Consider the following 16,904-nt stretch of genomic DNA (forward strand, 5'->3'; position numbering starts at 1 on the left):
CACCAGGGCCGCGCGAACCGAAGGGGCCACCCGGGCCGCCGGGGCCGGGGCGTCCGCCCGGGCCGCTGCGGGGGCCGGCCCCTGGGCCGCGGCGGTCGCCCGCGTCGCGGTTGCCGCCCGGGGCGGGGCCACGGCGGCCGGCCGAGGGCGGGCGGGCTGCGCCGCCGCTGCGGGGGCTGGCGGCCTTGTCGCCTTCGGGGCGCGGTGCGCGCAGGGTGAGTCGGGGTTTGGAATCGGACATGCTGATGAGGTGAAAGCCGCAGCACCTGCCTCTCGGGCCAGATGGCTGCGTGTTGGAATCGGGAAACTCAGGCGGCGGTGGCTGCCATTGCCGTCTGCTGTGCGCACCAGGTCAGGAACGCCTCGGCCGGCAGGGGCCGGCTGATGTGATAGCCCTGGGCTTCATCGCACTGGAGCTGGCCCAGCCGCTCCATGATGGCGGCGCTTTCGACGCCTTCAGCCACCACGCTGAGGCCCAGATTGTGCGCGAGGTCGATGGTCGAGCGCACGATCTTGGCATCGTCTTCGTCTTTTTCCATGCCCATGACGAAAGATTTGTCGATCTTCAACTCGTCGACCGGCAGTCGCTTGAGGTAGGCGAGCGACGAATAACCCGTGCCGAAATCATCGATCGACAGCTTGAAACCCTGCTCGGAGAGGCGGTTGAGCATGGTTTCAGCCCGCTGCGGGTCGTCCATGATGGCGCTCTCGGTGATTTCCAGGCAAAAGCGCGCGGGCTGCACCTCGTGGCGTTGCAGCAGCGCCCCCAGCCGGGTGCTGAGTTCGGGGTCGAGCAGGTCACGGGTGGACAGGTTGATCGAGACGCGCAGGCCCGACAGGGCTTCGGGCAGACCGGCGATCAGGCGGGTGGCGGCCTCGAACATCCACAGCGTGAGCTGGCGCACAAAGCCGGTCTGCTCTGCAAAGGGGATGAAGTCCATGGGCGGCACCAGGCCGCGCTGCGGGTGCTGCCAGCGCACCAGGGCCTCGGCCGCCAGCACCTCGCCACCGGGCAGCCGGACCTTGGGTTGCAGGAACAGGCGCAGTTCGTTTTGCTCTACCGCGCGGCGCATCTCGGTCAGCAGCGACAGCATCTGGCCGCTGGCCGAATCGAAGGCGGGGTCGTACAACAAGGCCCCGCTGAGCTTGCGCTTGGCGGTGTACATGGCGATTTCGGAGCGGCTCAGCAGCAGGTCGGCGTTGTCGGCGTCGGCGGGCCAGCAGGCCACGCCCATGCCGGCGCTCAAGTCGATGGTCTGATCGTCAAACGCCAGGGGGACTTCAAAAGCCCCTGCGATGCGCTGGGTGAACTCCAGGGCTGCCTTGGCGTCGCTGCCCTGCAGCAGCACGGCAAATTCGTTGCCGCCGCGCCGGGCCACCAGGTCACCGGGCTGGGTGACCAGGTTCTGCAGCCGCCCGGCCACGGCCTGCAGCAGGCGGTCGCCAAAAGCGTAGCCCAGCACATCGTTGACGTGTTTGAAGCGGTCCAGGTCCAGCGACACCACGGCCAACGGACGGGCCAGCGGGGTGCTGTCGCGGATGGCTTGCTCCAGCGCCTCGCGGAAGCGCTCGCGGTTGGGCAGACCGGTCAGTCGGTCCCAGTAGGCCAGGTGGCGGATTTCGCGTTGCTGGTGATCGATGTCGACACGCATGTGGTCGAAGGCGCGCGCCAGGTTGCCGATCTCGTCGCGCCGCTCCAGGTGGGCGATGGGGGTCTGGTACTCACCCACGGCCAGGCGCTGGGTGGCCAGCAGCAGGTCGCGCAGCGGGGTGGTGATGCGCCGCGCCACCAGCGAGCTGCCCAGCGCCACCAGCAACAGGCCGCCGCCACTGATCAGCGCCAGCAGCCACTGCAGGCGCCGGTAGGGGGCCAGCACCTCTTCGGCCGAGCGCAGCAGAATCGTCTCGACCTCGCCGTTGCGGCTTTTCATGGGCACGTGGCGGGTCAGCACCAGCTCGCCGCTGCCGCTGAGTTCCGCCCCACCCGCCTGGGCCAGGGCCCGCCCGGTGACCTCGGAGGCGGCGGTGGAAAAGGCCAGCGTGCGCCGGCCTTCGGATTGGGTGACCAGCACCACCTCGACCTGCAGCAGCAGCCCCATTTCCTTGCCCAGATCCTGCGACACCGGAAACCCCATCAGCACCCAGCCGATGGTGAGCGGGGCGCGCATGGGCACCATGACGAACTGGTGGGGCACGCCTTTGATGACGATCAGCGGGGCTCCGGTGGGGTTTCGGCTCAGGTAGGCCGGCAGATCGGCGATGAGCTGTTGATCCAGGCCCATGTGCTCGTCGGCCAGGCTGGAGGCCGTGACCTTGAACTGTGGATCCAGGAAAGCCGTGACCGTGGCGCCAATGCGGCTGCCATGGTTCTCCAGCACCGATTGCACGGTCTGCACATCGCCCGAGTTGATGGCCGAACGAAAGCCGTAGTCGGCAGCCAGCAGGGTGGCGCTGTCGCGCAGCTGCTCCACCTTTTGCGCCAGCATGCGTTCCCACACGTGCTCGGCAATGTCGAGCTCGCGGGCCACCTGGCGCCGCGCGTTGGCCTCGATGCTCTGGCGCACCACGCCAAAGCCGGCGATCTGCACCACCAGCAGCAGCAACAGGGACAAGCCCACCAGCCGGGTGATCAGGCTGGCAGCACCGCGCTGGAGACGCGGAATCACGGCGTCAGCCCCGTCATGCGCACACTGGCCGTGACGCTGCCGCTGGCCGGCACCACCAGGGCCTGGTCCAGCGCGGCCGCCCCCACCGGCAGGCCGGGGTGCCAGCTGCGCAGGCGGTAATTGCCCGCCGGCACGTTGTCCAGCGTCAGGCGACCGGCCTGGCTCAGCCCGTGGTACGGGGTGTTGACCACCAGCACCCAGCCCACCATCGAGTCATGGATGTTGCAGCCCAACAGCACCACCCCCGGCTGATCGAACAGCACCGGGTTGGCCGGCGTGCCGGCATACAGCTTGAGCTCGAACTTCTTGGCGGGCGAAAAGGAATAGACGTGGTGGCGCACCTTGTCACGGTTGGGAAACGCCAGCTCGGTGCCCTTGGTCACCACCAGCACCCGGGGCACGAACTCTTTGCCCTGCTGCGCCATCTCGGCGCCCTGCAGGGGCTTGACGGCCCGCGCCGCCTCAGGCGAATCGAGAAACACCACGGCGTCGGACAAGGGTTTGCCGGCCTCGTCGCGCAACTCGACCTGAACACTGGCGGCGGCGCACGCCGCAGCAGCCAAGCAAGCCCCGACCCCGACCCAAACGCTTTTCATTGCCTTCTCCAGCCAAGCCCAAATGCCCCGCGCAGCCCCTGCGTGCGCACCAGCTTTGTTACAGGTCTCCATCCTACAAGCAAGCGCCGTCCCGCTGGTGGTGGATCGGCGAAGCCCCCGAGGCTCAATCACCCATGAAGGCCTGCAGCCGTTCCTGCGCGCCCCGAGGCAGGGCCTGAAACTGCACACCGACCCGAAAACCGCCATCGCGCTGGCTCAGCACGCTGTATGTGACCACGCCCTGCACGGCGAGCATGGGCTGAGGCGGTTGGGCCGGCAGGGCGATGCGAACCAGGCAACGGCCGCCGGGCCTGATGTTCAAAGCGCTGCTCAAGGCCACGCCGCTCGCCGAGACCTCCACGGTGCGCACGGCCAGGGGGGCGGCACCATCCACCTCCAGGACGGCGGTCAATCGGACCAGTTTTCGGAAAGCGCTGCGCCGCTCGGACGGGGCGGAATGGACGGGGGAGTTCATATCGGGGGCAGGCCCGCGGGTCTCGCGGGTCTCGCGGGTCTCGCGGGTCTCGCGGGTCTCGCGGGTCTCAGGTTCTGCGGGGCGTTGCTCGGTTCAGCGCCCCATCACGGAGGGGCGGTATTATCGTTGCCCCCGAGCGGATCCAACCCAGAGTCCGGCTGATCAAAGGGTTTTGCATCAGATTGCGCACTTTTGTGCGCAATAAGAAGGGGATTCCCGCCTCAGCCCGAAGCCTGCAGGGTTGATCGCAGGCCCTCGGCCGACAGCACGCGCAGACCGCCGTACTCCACCCGGATGATCTGCTGGCGCTCCAGGTTGCGCAGCGCCTCGTTCACGCGCTGGCGTGACAGGCCCACCAGGTAGGCCAGCTCTTGCTGGGTGATGCGCAGCACCTCACCCACACCGGGGTACAGCACGGGGTTGAACAGCGCGGCCAGGCTGCGCGCCACGCGCACGTCGGGGTTGTTCATGCGGTCAATCTCACGCGCAGCAATGAACTGCCCCAGGCGCTCATTGAGCTGGTTCATGACAAAGCGGTTGAAGCCCAGCGAATGGTCCAGCAGCCAGTGGAACCCCTCCAGCGGCAGGCCTGCCACCACGCTGCGGCGCAACGCCTGGATGTTGTAGCGGTAGGGCTCACGCTTCATCGCCGTGCCCTCGCCAAACCAGCCCCCGGGGGGCACCCCGGTGAAGGTGATGGGATGGCCCTGGGCACTGTCGGCGCTCATCTTGAGCAAACCTTCAACCACACCGAACCAGTAGTTCACGGGCCGGCCCATGCGGCAGATGTAGTCGCCCGGCAGGGCATCGCCCACCACCAGCATCGGCAAGATGCGGTCGCGCTCGGTGGGCTGCAGATGGTGCAGCCAGGGGATGCCGGCCATTTCCTCGGCCGTGGGGGGGCGACGACGCTGATACAACGCAGACTCGCTGGCCATGCAACACCTCCGGGACAGAACTGGGGAAAGTCCGAACAAGGGACAACCCGCAAATTGTCATTGCAACGACAACATGGCGTCAAACCCCTGCTTACGATTCATTGCATATCGGCGGCGACCGCAGAGTCCGCCCCATCCAACTGGAGACAAGGAACCGTCATGCACACCACGTTTCCCCGCTTGCTGCAAAAGCACGCGAGCGAGCGCCCTCAGGCGCCAGCGATCCGAGAAAAGGAATACGGCATCTGGCAGACCCGCAGCTGGTCTGACCTGGCCCACCTGGTCGAACACATTGCCTGCGGCCTTCACCAAGCCGGTCTGGTGAGGGGCGAGCACATGGTGGTGATCGGGGCCAACCGCCCGCGCCTGTACGCCACCATGCTGGCAGCACAGTCGCTGGGCGCGATCCCGATCCCCCTGTACCAGGACGCGGCCGCCGCCGAGTGCGTGTTCCCGCTCAACAACGCCGAGGTTCGCTACTGCCTGGTGGAAGACCAGGAGCAGGTCGACAAGATGCTGGAGGTGCGTGAGCAGTACCCCGCCCTCAGCCACATCTATTACGACGACCCACGCGGCCTGCGCAACTACACCGACCCGGGCCTGGGCGCGCTCGACGAGCTCGTGGCCAGCGGCCAGGTGTTTGCCCAGAACCACCCCGACTTCTGGCGCGAAGAGGTCGAGAAGGCCCAGCCTGACGACGTGGCGGCCATGTTCTTCACCTCGGGCACCACGGGCAACCCCAAGGGCGTGGTGCACACCCACCGGGCGCTGGTCGATCGCGCCCAGGCCGGGGCGAGCTTTGACAAGCTGAGCTCGGCCGAAGAGGTGCTGGCCTACCTGCCACCGGCCTGGATCGGGCAGAACATCTTCAGCTACTCGCAATGGTTGAGCTGCGGCTACGTGGTCAACTGCCCCGAGTCGAGCGCCACCGTGGCCATCGACCTGCGCGAAGTGGGCCCCACTTACTACTTTGCGCCGCCGCGCGTGTTTGAAGGCCTGCTGACCAGCGTGATGATCCGCATGGAAGACGCGGGCTGGCTCAAGCGCACGCTGTTCCACAAGTGCATGGCCATTGCCAAGCGCTTTGGCCCCGACCGCATGGACGGCAAGCCCATCGGCTTGCTGGGCGCGCTGCAGTATGGCCTGGGCAATCTGCTGATCTACGGGCCGCTGCGCAACACGCTGGGCCTGTCGCGGGTGCGGGTGGCCTACACCGCGGGCGAGGCCATCGGGCCCGACCTGTTCACCTTCTACCGCTCGATCGGCATCAACCTCAAGCAGCTGTATGGCTCCACCGAGACCGCCGTGTTCGTGTGCCTGCAGCCCGACCACGAGGCCCGCGCCGACACCGTGGGCGTGCCCTGCCAGGGGGTGGAGATCAAGGTGGCCGACAACGGCGAGATCCTGGTCAAGTCACCCGGCCTGCTGAAGGAGTATTACAAGAACCCCAAGGCCACGGCCGAGGTGCTCAGTGACGACGGCTGGTACCACACCAGTGACGCCGGCTTCATCGACGCCCACGGTCACCTGAAGATCATCGACCGCGTGAAAGACGTGGGCCGCCTCAAGGGCGGGGCCAACGACGGCGCCATGTTTGCGCCCAAGTACGTGGAGAACAAGCTCAAGTTTTTCCCGCACATCAAGGAGGCCGTGGCCCTGGGCGACGGGCGAGACCGGGTGTGCGTGATGCTCAACATCGACTTCGATGCGGTGGGCAACTGGGCCGAACGGCGCAACCTGCCCTACGCGGGCTACACCGATCTGGCGCAGAAGCCCCAGGTGTACCAACTGATGCTCGAGTGCGTGGAAAAGGTCAATGCTGACCTGGCCGCCGATGCGCTGCTGGCGGGTTCGCAGATCAGCCGCTTCCTGGTGCTGCACAAAGAGCTGGACGCCGACGATGGCGAGCTGACCCGCACCAACAAGGTCCGCCGTGGCTACATCGGAGAGAAGTACGCGGTGCTGGTCGACGCCCTGTATGGCGGCGCCACCGAGCAGTACATCGAGACCCAGGTCAAGTTCGAGGATGGCCGCACCGGCAGCGTCAGCGCCACGCTGAAGCTGTCGGACGCCAAGACCTTTGCCCCGGTGAAGACCGCAGCCTGACCCACAGCGAAGCAACATGAGCACCAAAAAGATTGGCGACGTCATCCTCGACGTCAAGAACATCAGCCTGCGGTTTGGCGGCGTGAAGGCCCTGACCGACATCTCGTTCAATGTGCGCGAGCACGAGATCCGCTCCATCATCGGCCCCAACGGCGCCGGCAAGAGCTCGATGCTCAACTGCATCAACGGGGTGTACACCCCGTCGGAGGGATCGATCACCTTCCGCGGCAAGACCTTCGACCACATGAACTCGCGTCAGGTGGCCGAAATGGGCGTGGCCCGCACCTTCCAGAATCTGGCCTTGTTCAAGGGCATGAGCGTGCTCGACAACATCATGTCGGGGCGCAACCTGAAGATCAAAAGCAACCTGCTGCTGCAGGCCCTGCGCATCGGCCCGGCCGAGCGCGAGGAGATCCGGCACCGCGAGTTCGTGGAACGCATCATCGACTTCCTGGAGATCCAGGCCTTTCGCAAGACCCCGGTGGGCCAGCTGCCCTACGGCCTGCAAAAGCGGGTCGACCTGGGCCGCGCCCTGGCCATGGAGCCACAGGTGCTGCTGCTCGATGAACCCATGGCCGGCATGAACGTGGAAGAGAAGCAGGACATGTGCCGCTTCATCCTCGATGTGAACGACGAATTCGGCACCACCATCGTGCTGATCGAGCACGACATGGGCGTGGTGATGGACATCTCGGACCGCGTGGTGGTGCTGGACTACGGCAAGAAGATCGGCGACGGCGCACCCGACGAAGTTCGCAACAACGAAGACGTGATCCGCGCCTACCTCGGCGCCGGCCACTGATCAAGAGAGGCAGGACATGGCATTTTTTCTAGAAACCCTGATTGGCGGCCTCATGGCCGGCATGCTGTACTCGCTGGTCGCACTGGGCTTTGTGCTGATCTACAAGGCCTCGGGCGTGTTCAACTTTGCGCAAGGCGCGATGGTGCTGTTCGCCGCCCTGGCCATGGCGCGCTTTGCCGAGTGGATTCCGGCCTGGACGGGCCTGGACAACGCCATCGTGGCCAATCTGCTGGCCTTTGTGGCGGCGGGCGTGGTGATGTTCGTGGTGGCCTGGGCCATCGAGTTTCTGGTGCTGCGCCACCTGGTCAACCAGGAGGGCGCCACCCTGCTGATGGCCACGCTGGGCATCACCTACTTCATGGAAGGCCTGGGCCAGGCCTTGTTCGGCAGCGACGTCTACAAGATCGACGTGGGCATGCCCAAAGACCCGATGTTCGCACTCGAGTCGATCTTCCAGGGCGGCATCCTGATCAACAAGGAAGACGTGATCGCCGCAGCCATCGCCGCCGCCCTGGTGGCCGCACTGAGCGTGTTCTTTCAGAAGACCGCCACCGGCCGCGCCCTGCGCGCCGTGGCCGACGACCACCAGGCGGCCCAGTCGATCGGCATCCCGCTCAACCGCATCTGGGTGATCGTGTGGTGCGTGGCCGGCGTGGTGGCCCTGGTGGCCGGGATGATCTGGGGCAGCAAGCTGGGCGTGCAGTTCTCGCTCGCCACCGTGGCCCTGCGCGCCCTGCCCGTGGTGATCCTGGGCGGCCTGACCTCGGTGCCCGGCGCCATCATCGGCGGCCTGATCATCGGCGTGGGCGAAAAGCTCTCCGAGGTCTACCTCGGCCCCTTCGTGGGCGGCGGCATCGAGATCTGGTTCGCCTACGTCCTGGCCCTCGTGTTCCTCCTCTTCAGACCCCAAGGTTTGTTCGGGGAAAAGATCATCGATCGCGTATGAAATACGCGATGAATCTGCAGGATTCCGGGCCGGCAACGGCCAGCGATGAGCTTTCGGCGCAGGCTGACTTGCACTGCAAGTCAAGCGCAGCGGGCCGAAGCCAAAAGACCTTTCACATCCGTATGAAATACGCGATGAATCCGCAGGATTCCGGGCCGGCAACGGCCAGCGATGAGCTTTCGGCGAAGGCTGACTTGCATCGCAAGTCAAGCGCAGCGGGCCATAGCCAAAAGATCATCCACCACGTCTAAGCCACAACAAGAACACCAGGAGACACACCATGCTCTACCGTGAGAACGGCCAGTTCAAGACCACCTACCGCGCTGACCAGCAGATCTTCCCGATCGCGCAGGACCGCTTCTTCATGCTGGCCCTGCTGGCACTGGCCTTCGTGGTGGTACCGCTGACAGCCAGCGACTACCTGTTCCGCGCCATCCTGATCCCGTTTGTGATCATGTCGCTGGCAGCCCTGGGGGTGAACATCCTGGTCGGCTACTGCGGCCAGATCTCGCTGGGCTCGGGCGCCTTCATGGCGGTGGGGGCCTATGGCGCCTACAACTTCTTTGCCCGCATCCCGGGCATGCCGCTGATCCCCACGCTGATCCTCGGCGGCCTGTGTGCCACGGCCTTCGGCATCCTGTTCGGGCTGCCCAGCCTGCGCGTGAAGGGCTTGTACCTGGCCGTGGCCACGCTGGCGGCGCAGTTCTTTGCCGACTGGATGTTCCTGCGCATCAAGTGGTTCACGCTGGACAACTCTTCGGGCTCGGTGGCGGTGTCCAACCTGCAGGTGTTCGGCTTTGCGCTCGAAAGCGACGTGAGCAAGTACCTGTTCTGCCTGTGTGCCCTGGCCGTGATCGCCCTGGGGGCCAAGAACCTGGTGCGCGGCGCCATCGGCCGCGAGTGGATGGCCATCCGCGACATGGACGTGGCCGCCTCGGTGATCGGCATCCGCCCCATGTACGCCAAGCTCAGCGCCTTCGCGGTCAGCTCGTTCATCATCGGCGTGGCCGGCGCGCTGTGGGCCTTCTTCTACCTGGGGGCCTGGGAGCCGGGTGCGTTCTCGGTCGACCTGTCGTTCAAGCTGCTGTTCATGGTGATCATCGGCGGGCTGGGTTCGATCATGGGCAGCTTCTTCGGCGCCGCCTTCATCGTGGTGCTGCCGATCGCGCTGAGCCAGTTCCTGCCCTTCCTGGCCGGCCTGGTCGGGCGAGACATCAGCACCACCGCGGCCTCGCACGCCGAGCTGATGATCTTTGGCGGCCTGATCGTGTGGTTTTTGATCGTCGAGCCGCATGGGCTGGCCAAGCTGTGGTCCACCGCCAAGCAAAAGCTCAGACTCTGGCCCTTCCCCCATTGATTTCCTGACCGTGCCTTCATCCATTCAACAACGGAGACAACCATGAAGATTCGCCAACTGGCCCTCGCTGCCACCCTGCTTGCCGCAGGCGTTTCCTCCCTCGTCAGCACATCGGCCTTCGCGCAGGCGAAGGAGCAGTACATGCCGGTGCTGTCGTACCGCACGGGCCCCTACGCGCCCAACGGCACGCCGATTGCCAACGGCATCGTCGACTACTACAAGCTCGTCAACGCGCGCGGCGGCATCAATGGCGTGAAGCTGCTGATCGAAGAATGCGAGACCGGCTACGACACCGCCCGCAGCGTGGAATGCTATGAACGCCTCAAGGGCAACCATGGCGGTGCCGCCGTGATCCAGCCCTGGTCCACCGGCGCCACCTTTGCCATCACCGAGAAGGCGCCCACCGACAAGATCCCGCTGGTGACCCTGGGCTATGGCCGCAGCGAAAGCGCCGACGGCACGGTGTTCAAGTGGAACTTCCCCTTGGCCGGCAACTACTGGGTGGCGGGCGACGTGATCGTGCAGGCCATCGGCAAGAAGGAAGGCGGGCTGGACAAGCTCAAGGGCAAGAAGATCGCCCTGGTCTACCACGACAGCCCCTTCGGCAAGGAAGCCCTGCCCATCATCCAGGAACGTGCCAAGGCCCATGGCTTCGAGCTGCAACTGCTGCCGGTGACGGCCCCGGGCGTGGAGCAAAAAGCCACCTGGCTGCAGATCCGCCAGTCGCGTCCCGACTACACCATTCTGTGGGGCTTTGGCGTGATGAACTCCACCGCCCTGAAGGAAGCCCAGGCCACTGGCTACCCGCGCGAGAAGATGTACGGCGTGTGGTGGTCGGGTGCCGAACCCGATGTGCGTGACGTGGGCGAAGGCGCCAAGGGCTACAACGCCGTGGCGCTGCAAAACAGCTCCGACTTCGATGCCAAGCTGGTCAAGGAGGCCCTGGCCACCCTGCACGCCAAGGGCCAGGGCACGGGCCCCAAGGAAGAGGTTGGCCAGGTGCTGTGGCTGCGCGGCGCCATGAGCGCGATGCTGACCGTGGAAGGCATCCGGGCCGCCCAGGAGCGCTATGGCAAGGGCAAGGTCATGAACGGCGATCAGGTGCGCTGGGGCCTGGAAAACCTGAACCTGACCCAGGCCAAGCTCGATGCGCTGGGCTTTGGCGGCGTGCTGCGCCCCATCAGCACCTCGTGCCAGGACCACATGGGCGCCTACTGGGCCCGCATGCACAGCTGGGACGGCAAGGCCTGGAAGATCACCAGCGACTGGATGCAGGGTGATGAGCAAATCATCAAGCCCATGGTCAAGGCCGCTGCCGCCAAGTACGCCGCAGAAAAGAAGCTGACCCCGCGCACCCCGGCCGACTGCCAGTCGTGATGCGGTCGTGATGGCTTGACGCAATGGTTCCGTGCCGGGCAAGCGCCCGGCACGCCCCGACCTCTCCACAAAGAAGTGCCATGGACAAACCCAACATCGTTCTCAACGTCAACGGCATCGAGGTGATCTACAACCACGTGATCCTCGTGCTCAAAGGCGTCTCCCTGCAGGTGCCCGAAGGCGGCATCGTGGCCATCCTGGGTGGCAATGGCGCCGGCAAGACGACCACGCTGCGCGCCATCTCCAACCTGCTCAAGGGTGAACGCGGCGAAGTCACCAAGGGCTCGATCGAGCTGCGCGGCGAGCGCATCGAGAACCTGTCGCCGGCCGACCTGGTCAAGCGCGGTGTGGTGCAGGTGATGGAGGGCCGGCACTGCTTTGCCCACCTCACGATCGAAGAGAACCTCATGACCGGCTCTTACACCCGCGCCGACAAGGGCGAGGTGGCGGCCAACCTTGAGAAGGTCTACAACTACTTTCCGCGCCTCAAGACCCGCCGCACCTCACAGGCGGCCTACACCTCGGGCGGCGAGCAGCAGATGTGCGCCATCGGCCGCGCCTTGATGGCCAACCCCAGCATGGTGCTGCTCGACGAGCCCTCGATGGGCCTGGCGCCGCAGATCGTCGAAGAGGTGTTCAACATCGTGAAAGACCTCAACGCCAAAGAGAAAGTCACTTTCCTGCTGGCCGAACAGAACACCAACATGGCCCTGAAGTACGCCGACTACGGCTACATCATGGAAAGCGGCCGCGTGGTGATGGACGGTGCCGCCAGCGACCTGGCCAGCAACGAAGACGTGAAAGAGTTCTACCTCGGCGTGGGCGGCGGCGAGCGCAAGAGTTTCAAAGACGTGAAAAGCTACAAGCGCCGCAAGCGTTGGCTGGCATGAAATGGCCCCCACGCTCCCTCACTGCGTGTGGTCGCTGCCCCCCGAGGGGGGCCCAGCCGCCTTGGGGCGGCCCGGCGGCGGTTGGATTTCCCCAAGCGCGCACGCCCTGCTTTTGCGAGCAGGCGCCCCTTTTTCACACTGTATTGAACTGACCAGGTCTTGAGTCCATGCCCCCGAATACGTCGATACCGAACCCGAGCACGACATGGCAGTTTGCTTGTGCCTGGGCTCAGCCGGATGGGCTGCATAGCCCTTGGCCAGGTTTGAATCTCCCGATGAGAACCCGTTGCACATGGTCTGCTGCTGCGGCCCACGGCATGCCTGGATGGATCTTGCCCGTTCTCACGCCTTCTCTGTTTCCGCAAGCCCTGCCCGAGTGCACCCCTGACAGGAATTCACCATGACCTCAAGCTACGACGCGCTGGAAACGCGCACGCCGGCCGACCGCGAAGCAGCGCTGATGGCCGCCCTGCCCACACAAGTGGCCCATGCACAGACCCGCACCACCGCCTTTGGCGCCTTGCTGGCCGGCGTGGACGCGGCGCGCATCGACAGCCGGGCCGCCCTGGCCCAGTTGCCGGTGACCCGCAAGCACGAGCTGCTGGAGCGCCAGCAGGCCGCGCGTGCCGCAGCAGGCAATGTGTTCGGCGGCTTCAGCGCACTGGGCTTTGGCGCCGCCATGCCGCGTGTGTTTGCCAGCCCCGGCACGCTGTACGAACCCGAGGGCACACGCCGCGACTACTGGCGCATGGCGCGCGCCATCCACGCCGCGGGCTTCCGGCCCGGGGAGTTGATCCACAACAGCTTCAGCTACCACTTCGTGCCGGCAGGCTCGATGATGGAGAGCGGCGCCCACGCCCTGGGTTGCACCGTGTTCCCAGGTGGCACCGGCCAGACCGAACAACAGGTGCAGGCCATGGCCGAGCTGCAGCCCGCGGGCTACATCGGCACCCCCAGCTTTCTGAAGATCCTGGTCGAAAAAGCAGCCGAACTGGGCCTGCCCCTGCCCAGCCTGCGCAAGGCCCTGGTCAGCGGCGAGGCCTTCCCGCCCTCCTTGCGCGACTGGCTGCAGGCCCGCGGCGTGGACGGCTACCAGTGCTATGCCACGGCCGACCTGGGCCTGATCGCCTACGAAACCACCGCTCGCGAAGGCCTGGTGTTGGATGAGGGCGTGATCGTCGAGATCGTGCGCCCCGGCACCGGCGACCCGGTGCCCGAAGGCGAGGTGGGCGAGCTGGTGGTGACCACGCTGAACCCCGACTACCCGCTGATCCGCTTCGGCACGGGCGACCTGTCGGCGGTGCTGCCGGGCCCCTGCCCCACGGGCCGCACCAACACCCGCATCAAGGGCTGGATGGGCCGGGCCGACCAGACCACCAAGGTGCGCGGCATGTTTGTGCATCCGGGCCAGGTGGCCGAAGTGGCTCGTCGTTTCCCGCAGGTGCGCAAGGCCCGCCTGGTGGTCAGCGGTGAGATGGCCAACGACCAGATGGTGCTGCAGGTGGAGACCACCGAGATGGCAGAAGGCCTGGCCGGCGCCATTGCCGACGCCATCCGCGAGGTGACCAAGCTGCGTGGCGAGGTCGAGCTGGTCAACCCCGGCAGCCTGCCCAACGACGGCAAGGTGATCGAGGACGCGCGCAGCTACCGCTGAGTCAGGCCACGCCCGGCGGCAGGCTGTCAAAGACCTGACGACCGGGCGACCCCATCGGCCCTAAACCTTTGATGACAAAGGGTTTTCTGGCCAGTCGGATACGTAGTTCCCGGGATGCCGACCGCCGCGTGCAGTGGCTATCATCCTTCGCACCATCAAGAAGGAGACCCTCATGACCAAGCTGCTGCCCCTGGTGGCCCTGATCGCTGCATCGTTCAGCGCCCTGGCCGCCGACTTCCCCCTCAAGGACAAGCCGATCACCCTGGTGGTGCCCTTCTCGGCCGGTGGCCCCACCGACCGCGTGGCCCGTGACCTGTCCGAAGCCCTGCGCAAGCAACTGGGAACCTCGGTGGTGATCGAGAACGCAGCCGGCGCCGGCAGCTCCATCGGTGCCGCCAAGGTGGCCCGCGCCACACCCGACGGCCACACCCTGCTGGTCAACCACATCGCCATGGCCACCATGCCGGCGCTGGTGCGCAACCTGCCATTCAAGGTCGATTCCGACTTCGAGTACCTGGGCATCATCAACGACGTGCCCATGACCCTGATTGCCAAGCCCAGCATGCCGGCCAACAACTACAAAGAGCTGGCCACCTGGATCGGCCAGAACAAGGGCAAGATCAACCTGGGCAATGCGGGCGTCGGCTCGGCCTCGCACCTGTGCGGCCTGCTGTACCAGAACGCCATCGAGACGGACATGACCACCGTGCCCTACAAGGGCACCGCCCCCGCCATCACCGACCTGATCGGCGGCCAGATCGATCTGCTGTGCGACCAGACCACCAACACCACCAGCCAGATCGAAGGCAAAAAAGTCAAGGCCTATGCGGTGACCACGGCCAAACGCCTGAACACCCCCTTGCTGAAAGACCTGCCCACCCTGGCTGAGTCGGGTGTGAAGGACTTCCAGATCACCATCTGGCACGGCCTGTACGCGCCCAAGGGCACGCCGGCCGACATCCAGGTCAAGATCAACACGGCCCTGAAGGCCGCCCTGAAAGACCCCGACTTCATCAAGAAGCAGGAAGGCCTGGGTGCCGTGGTGGCCACCGACCGGCGCATCGAGCCCGCCGAGCACAAGAAGTTTGTGCAAGCTGAAATCGCCAAGTGGACGCCCATCATCAAGGCCGCGGGCGTGTACGCCGACTGATGCGCCCCGAGGGGCACGCCCTGCACTGAAAGCCCGCCCGGTTTTCGTGCCCAACAGACCGTCTGCCTCGTCCGCGAGCCAGGCGGTTTTTTTTGAGGCTTGAAAGCCAGGGAAAGCCCGGGTGTTCGGCTTGGTAACGATCGTTACCATCGCTTAAAACACCCTCCGGTCGCACGACCAACACCGCTGATCTCCATGAATTCGCCCGATGCCCCGCTGTTTTCCAAGCTGGTCCGCTTGATGAACCTCACGGTGCGCCCCTTTCATGACCAGGTCGGACGCCAGTACCACCTGACGCTCAATGAATGGCGGGTGATGGCCTTGCTGGCGGTGCAACCCGGTTTGTCGGCGGCCCGTCTGTCCGAGTTGACCGGCCTGGACAAGATGTCGATCAGCCGCGCGCTCGCAGGCCTGACGGCGCAGGACCGGCTGCTGCGCAGCCCCGACCCGCACGATCAACGCCGCCAGTGCCTGCAGCTGAGCCCGCAGGGGCTGGCACTGCACCAGCAGATCCAGCCCCTGGCCAATGAGCGGGAGGCCGAGTTGTTCCGTGGCCTGAACCCGGCACGCCGGGTGCGGCTCGAAAAAAGCCTGGACGACCTGATCGAAGTGCTGTCGCATGAGCAGGCCCTGCGTGGGCGCCCCCACTGAGCACGCGCCCGGTGCGCCGCTGACCTGAACCTGAAACTACCGGGCGGCCCGTGTCGCCGCCCACCTCACGGAGACCCGCCACATGACCCATCCCCGCCACCCCAACCGGCCCGCCGCCCCCCAGCGCCGCACCTGGCTGCGCCGCCTGCCAGGCAGCCTGCTCGGCCTGGCCATGCTGCTGGGGCCTCTGGCCGCCCAGCAGGCCCTGGCCCAGAGCGCCTGGCCCAGCAAACCCGTGCGCATCGTGGTGCCCTTTGCCCCTGGCGGCACCACCGACCTGCTGGCCCGCGCCATGGCACCCGAGTTGCAGAAGGCCTTTGGCCAGGCCTTCGTGATCGACAACCGAACCGGCGCCGGCGGCAATGTGGGTGCCGACATCGTGGCCAAATCACCGGCCGACGGCTACACCCTTCTGATGGGCACGGTGGGCACGCACGGCATCAACCGGGCCCTGTACGAGAAAATGCCCTACGACCCGATCAAGGACTTCGCACCCATCACGCTGGTGGCGGCGGTGCCCAATGTGATGGTGGTCAACGCCGAAAAGGCACGCGAGATGAACATCAACAGCGTGCAGGATTTCATCCGCATGGCCAAGGCCAGCCCGGGCAAGCTGAACATGGCGTCCAGCGGCAACGGCACGTCCATCCACCTGGCGGGCGAGCTGTTCAAGAGCATGACGGGCACCTACATGATCCACTTCCCCTACCGCGGCTCGGGCCCCGCCCTGATGGACCTGGTGGGCGGCAACATGGACGTGATGTTCGACAACCTGCCCTCGGCGCTGCAGCAGATCAAGGCCGGCAAGCTCAAGGCCCTCGCCGTGACCAGTGCACAACGCTCGCCGGCCCTGCCCGACGTGCCCACCGTGGAACAGGCCGGCGGCCCCAGCCTGAAGGGCTTCGAGGCCAGCTCCTGGTTCGGCCTGCTGGCCCCGGCCGGCACGCCGCCCGAGATCGTCAACCGCATCCAGCAGGAGGTGGCCAAGTCGCTCGCGGCCCCGGCCTTCAAGGAAAAGCTGCAGGCGCAGGGGGCGATACCGAGTGGTATCACCCCGGCAGAGTTTGCCAAGCTGATCGACAGCGAGCATCGGAAGTGGGCTCAGGTGGTGAAGGCTTCTGGGGCGAAAGTGGATTGAGGTCGGGCGTCCGCTGCGGGCGTTTGGTACGCGGATTGGCGTCTCCGCTGCGCTCTGTTCCTTCTGTCATTTGTTTCAGGTCGGAGGCCGGGGTTGCGGCCCGGCGGCCGCCTCACTTTCTTTGCTTCGCCAAAGAAAGTAAGCAAAGAAAGGCGACC

16 protein-coding genes are annotated in these 16,904 nt (G+C 65.9%); 11 read left to right on the plus strand and 5 right to left on the minus strand.

All coding sequences use genetic code 11. The features are described from left to right. The 5 genes from AC3WUT_RS29960 to AC3WUT_RS29980 all read right to left on the minus strand — a co-directional run. The coding region (locus AC3WUT_RS29960; RefSeq protein ID WP_492350723.1) for a hypothetical protein at window positions 1-241 on the minus strand (241 nt) is incomplete at its 3' end. 67 nt (window positions 242-308) lie between these two features. Further along, window positions 309-2,663: a putative bifunctional diguanylate cyclase/phosphodiesterase gene (locus AC3WUT_RS29965; RefSeq protein WP_492350736.1), complete on the minus strand. Its 2,355-nt coding sequence runs from the start codon at window positions 2,661-2,663 to the stop codon at window positions 309-311. Further along, window positions 2,663-3,262: a methylamine utilization protein gene (locus AC3WUT_RS29970; RefSeq protein ID WP_492350724.1), complete on the minus strand. Its 600-nt coding sequence runs from the start codon at window positions 3,260-3,262 to the stop codon at window positions 2,663-2,665. Before AC3WUT_RS29970 ends, AC3WUT_RS29965 begins: the two co-directional genes overlap by 1 nt. 124 nt (window positions 3,263-3,386) lie before the next feature. Further along, on the minus strand, window positions 3,387-3,737 hold the full coding sequence (locus AC3WUT_RS29975) for a PilZ domain-containing protein (protein ID WP_492350725.1): 351 nt from the start codon (window positions 3,735-3,737) through the stop codon (window positions 3,387-3,389). A 221-nt stretch (window positions 3,738-3,958) separates the two neighbouring features. Next, window positions 3,959-4,675: a Crp/Fnr family transcriptional regulator gene (locus tag AC3WUT_RS29980; RefSeq protein ID WP_492350726.1), complete on the minus strand. Its 717-nt coding sequence runs from the start codon at window positions 4,673-4,675 to the stop codon at window positions 3,959-3,961. Between the two features lie 159 nt (window positions 4,676-4,834). Here AC3WUT_RS29980 and AC3WUT_RS29985 point away from each other — a divergent pair, with 159 nt between their 5' ends. The 11 genes from AC3WUT_RS29985 (at window position 4,835) to AC3WUT_RS30035 (ending at window position 16,746) form a co-directional block, all read left to right on the plus strand. Then, on the plus strand, window positions 4,835-6,781 hold the full coding sequence (locus AC3WUT_RS29985) for an AMP-dependent synthetase/ligase (protein WP_492350727.1): 1,947 nt from the start codon (window positions 4,835-4,837) through the stop codon (window positions 6,779-6,781). Window positions 6,782-6,797: 16 nt separating this feature from the next. Next, a complete protein-coding gene (locus tag AC3WUT_RS29990; protein ID WP_019577245.1) occupies window positions 6,798-7,583 on the plus strand; it encodes an ABC transporter ATP-binding protein in 786 nt (261 codons plus the stop codon). 16 nt (window positions 7,584-7,599) lie between these two features. Continuing rightward, window positions 7,600-8,529, plus strand: coding sequence for a branched-chain amino acid ABC transporter permease (locus AC3WUT_RS29995; protein WP_492350728.1), 930 nt, complete (start codon window positions 7,600-7,602; stop codon window positions 8,527-8,529). Window positions 8,530-8,537: 8 nt separating this feature from the next. Further along, window positions 8,538-8,780: a hypothetical protein gene (locus AC3WUT_RS30000; RefSeq protein ID WP_492350729.1), complete on the plus strand. Its 243-nt coding sequence runs from the start codon at window positions 8,538-8,540 to the stop codon at window positions 8,778-8,780. 29 nt (window positions 8,781-8,809) lie between these two features. Then, on the plus strand, window positions 8,810-9,886 hold the full coding sequence (locus AC3WUT_RS30005; RefSeq protein WP_492350730.1) for a branched-chain amino acid ABC transporter permease: 1,077 nt from the start codon (window positions 8,810-8,812) through the stop codon (window positions 9,884-9,886). Window positions 9,887-9,928: 42 nt separating this feature from the next. Then, window positions 9,929-11,263, plus strand: a complete 1,335-nt coding sequence (locus AC3WUT_RS30010; protein ID WP_492350731.1) for an ABC transporter substrate-binding protein — start codon at window positions 9,929-9,931, stop codon at window positions 11,261-11,263. Window positions 11,264-11,343: 80 nt separating this feature from the next. After that, window positions 11,344-12,153, plus strand: coding sequence for an ABC transporter ATP-binding protein (locus tag AC3WUT_RS30015; protein WP_027478903.1), 810 nt, complete (start codon window positions 11,344-11,346; stop codon window positions 12,151-12,153). A 400-nt stretch (window positions 12,154-12,553) separates the two neighbouring features. Continuing rightward, entirely contained in the window at window positions 12,554-13,807 is a 1,254-nt protein-coding gene (locus tag AC3WUT_RS30020) for a phenylacetate--CoA ligase family protein (RefSeq protein ID WP_492350732.1), read from the plus strand. 172 nt (window positions 13,808-13,979) lie between these two features. Next, complete coding sequence (locus tag AC3WUT_RS30025; protein ID WP_492350733.1) at window positions 13,980-14,957, plus strand: tripartite tricarboxylate transporter substrate-binding protein; 978 nt, start codon at window positions 13,980-13,982, stop codon at window positions 14,955-14,957. 195 nt (window positions 14,958-15,152) lie between these two features. Next, window positions 15,153-15,608, plus strand: a complete 456-nt coding sequence (locus AC3WUT_RS30030; protein WP_492350734.1) for a MarR family winged helix-turn-helix transcriptional regulator — start codon at window positions 15,153-15,155, stop codon at window positions 15,606-15,608. An 82-nt stretch (window positions 15,609-15,690) separates the two neighbouring features. Continuing rightward, complete coding sequence (locus tag AC3WUT_RS30035; RefSeq protein WP_492350735.1) at window positions 15,691-16,746, plus strand: Bug family tripartite tricarboxylate transporter substrate binding protein; 1,056 nt, start codon at window positions 15,691-15,693, stop codon at window positions 16,744-16,746. The last annotated feature ends 158 nt before the right edge of the window (window positions 16,747-16,904 follow it).

The sequence above is a fragment of the Curvibacter sp. EU05-FHT14A10 genome, assembly GCF_058791075.1.

Bases quoted from the DNA above. Each gene is read 5' to 3' on its own strand.
- AC3WUT_RS30015 (WP_027478903.1), top strand. From the start codon at position 11,344: ATGGACAAACCCAACATCGTTCTCAACGTCAACGGCATCGAGGTGATC.
- AC3WUT_RS29980 (WP_492350726.1), bottom strand. From the start codon at position 4,675: ATGGCCAGCGAGTCTGCGTTGTATCAGCGTCGTCGCCCCCCCACGGCC.
- AC3WUT_RS30005 (WP_492350730.1), top strand. From the start codon at position 8,810: ATGCTCTACCGTGAGAACGGCCAGTTCAAGACCACCTACCGCGCTGAC.
- AC3WUT_RS30000 (WP_492350729.1), top strand. From the start codon at position 8,538: ATGAATCTGCAGGATTCCGGGCCGGCAACGGCCAGCGATGAGCTTTCG.
- AC3WUT_RS30030 (WP_492350734.1), top strand. From the start codon at position 15,153: ATGAATTCGCCCGATGCCCCGCTGTTTTCCAAGCTGGTCCGCTTGATG.
- AC3WUT_RS30010 (WP_492350731.1), top strand. From the start codon at position 9,929: ATGAAGATTCGCCAACTGGCCCTCGCTGCCACCCTGCTTGCCGCAGGC.
- AC3WUT_RS30020 (WP_492350732.1), top strand. From the start codon at position 12,554: ATGACCTCAAGCTACGACGCGCTGGAAACGCGCACGCCGGCCGACCGC.
- AC3WUT_RS29985 (WP_492350727.1), top strand. From the start codon at position 4,835: ATGCACACCACGTTTCCCCGCTTGCTGCAAAAGCACGCGAGCGAGCGC.
- AC3WUT_RS30035 (WP_492350735.1), top strand. From the start codon at position 15,691: ATGACCCATCCCCGCCACCCCAACCGGCCCGCCGCCCCCCAGCGCCGC.
- AC3WUT_RS29990 (WP_019577245.1), top strand. From the start codon at position 6,798: ATGAGCACCAAAAAGATTGGCGACGTCATCCTCGACGTCAAGAACATC.
- AC3WUT_RS29995 (WP_492350728.1), top strand. From the start codon at position 7,600: ATGGCATTTTTTCTAGAAACCCTGATTGGCGGCCTCATGGCCGGCATG.
- AC3WUT_RS30025 (WP_492350733.1), top strand. From the start codon at position 13,980: ATGACCAAGCTGCTGCCCCTGGTGGCCCTGATCGCTGCATCGTTCAGC.
- AC3WUT_RS29970 (WP_492350724.1), bottom strand. From the start codon at position 3,262: ATGAAAAGCGTTTGGGTCGGGGTCGGGGCTTGCTTGGCTGCTGCGGCG.
- AC3WUT_RS29975 (WP_492350725.1), bottom strand. From the start codon at position 3,737: ATGAACTCCCCCGTCCATTCCGCCCCGTCCGAGCGGCGCAGCGCTTTC.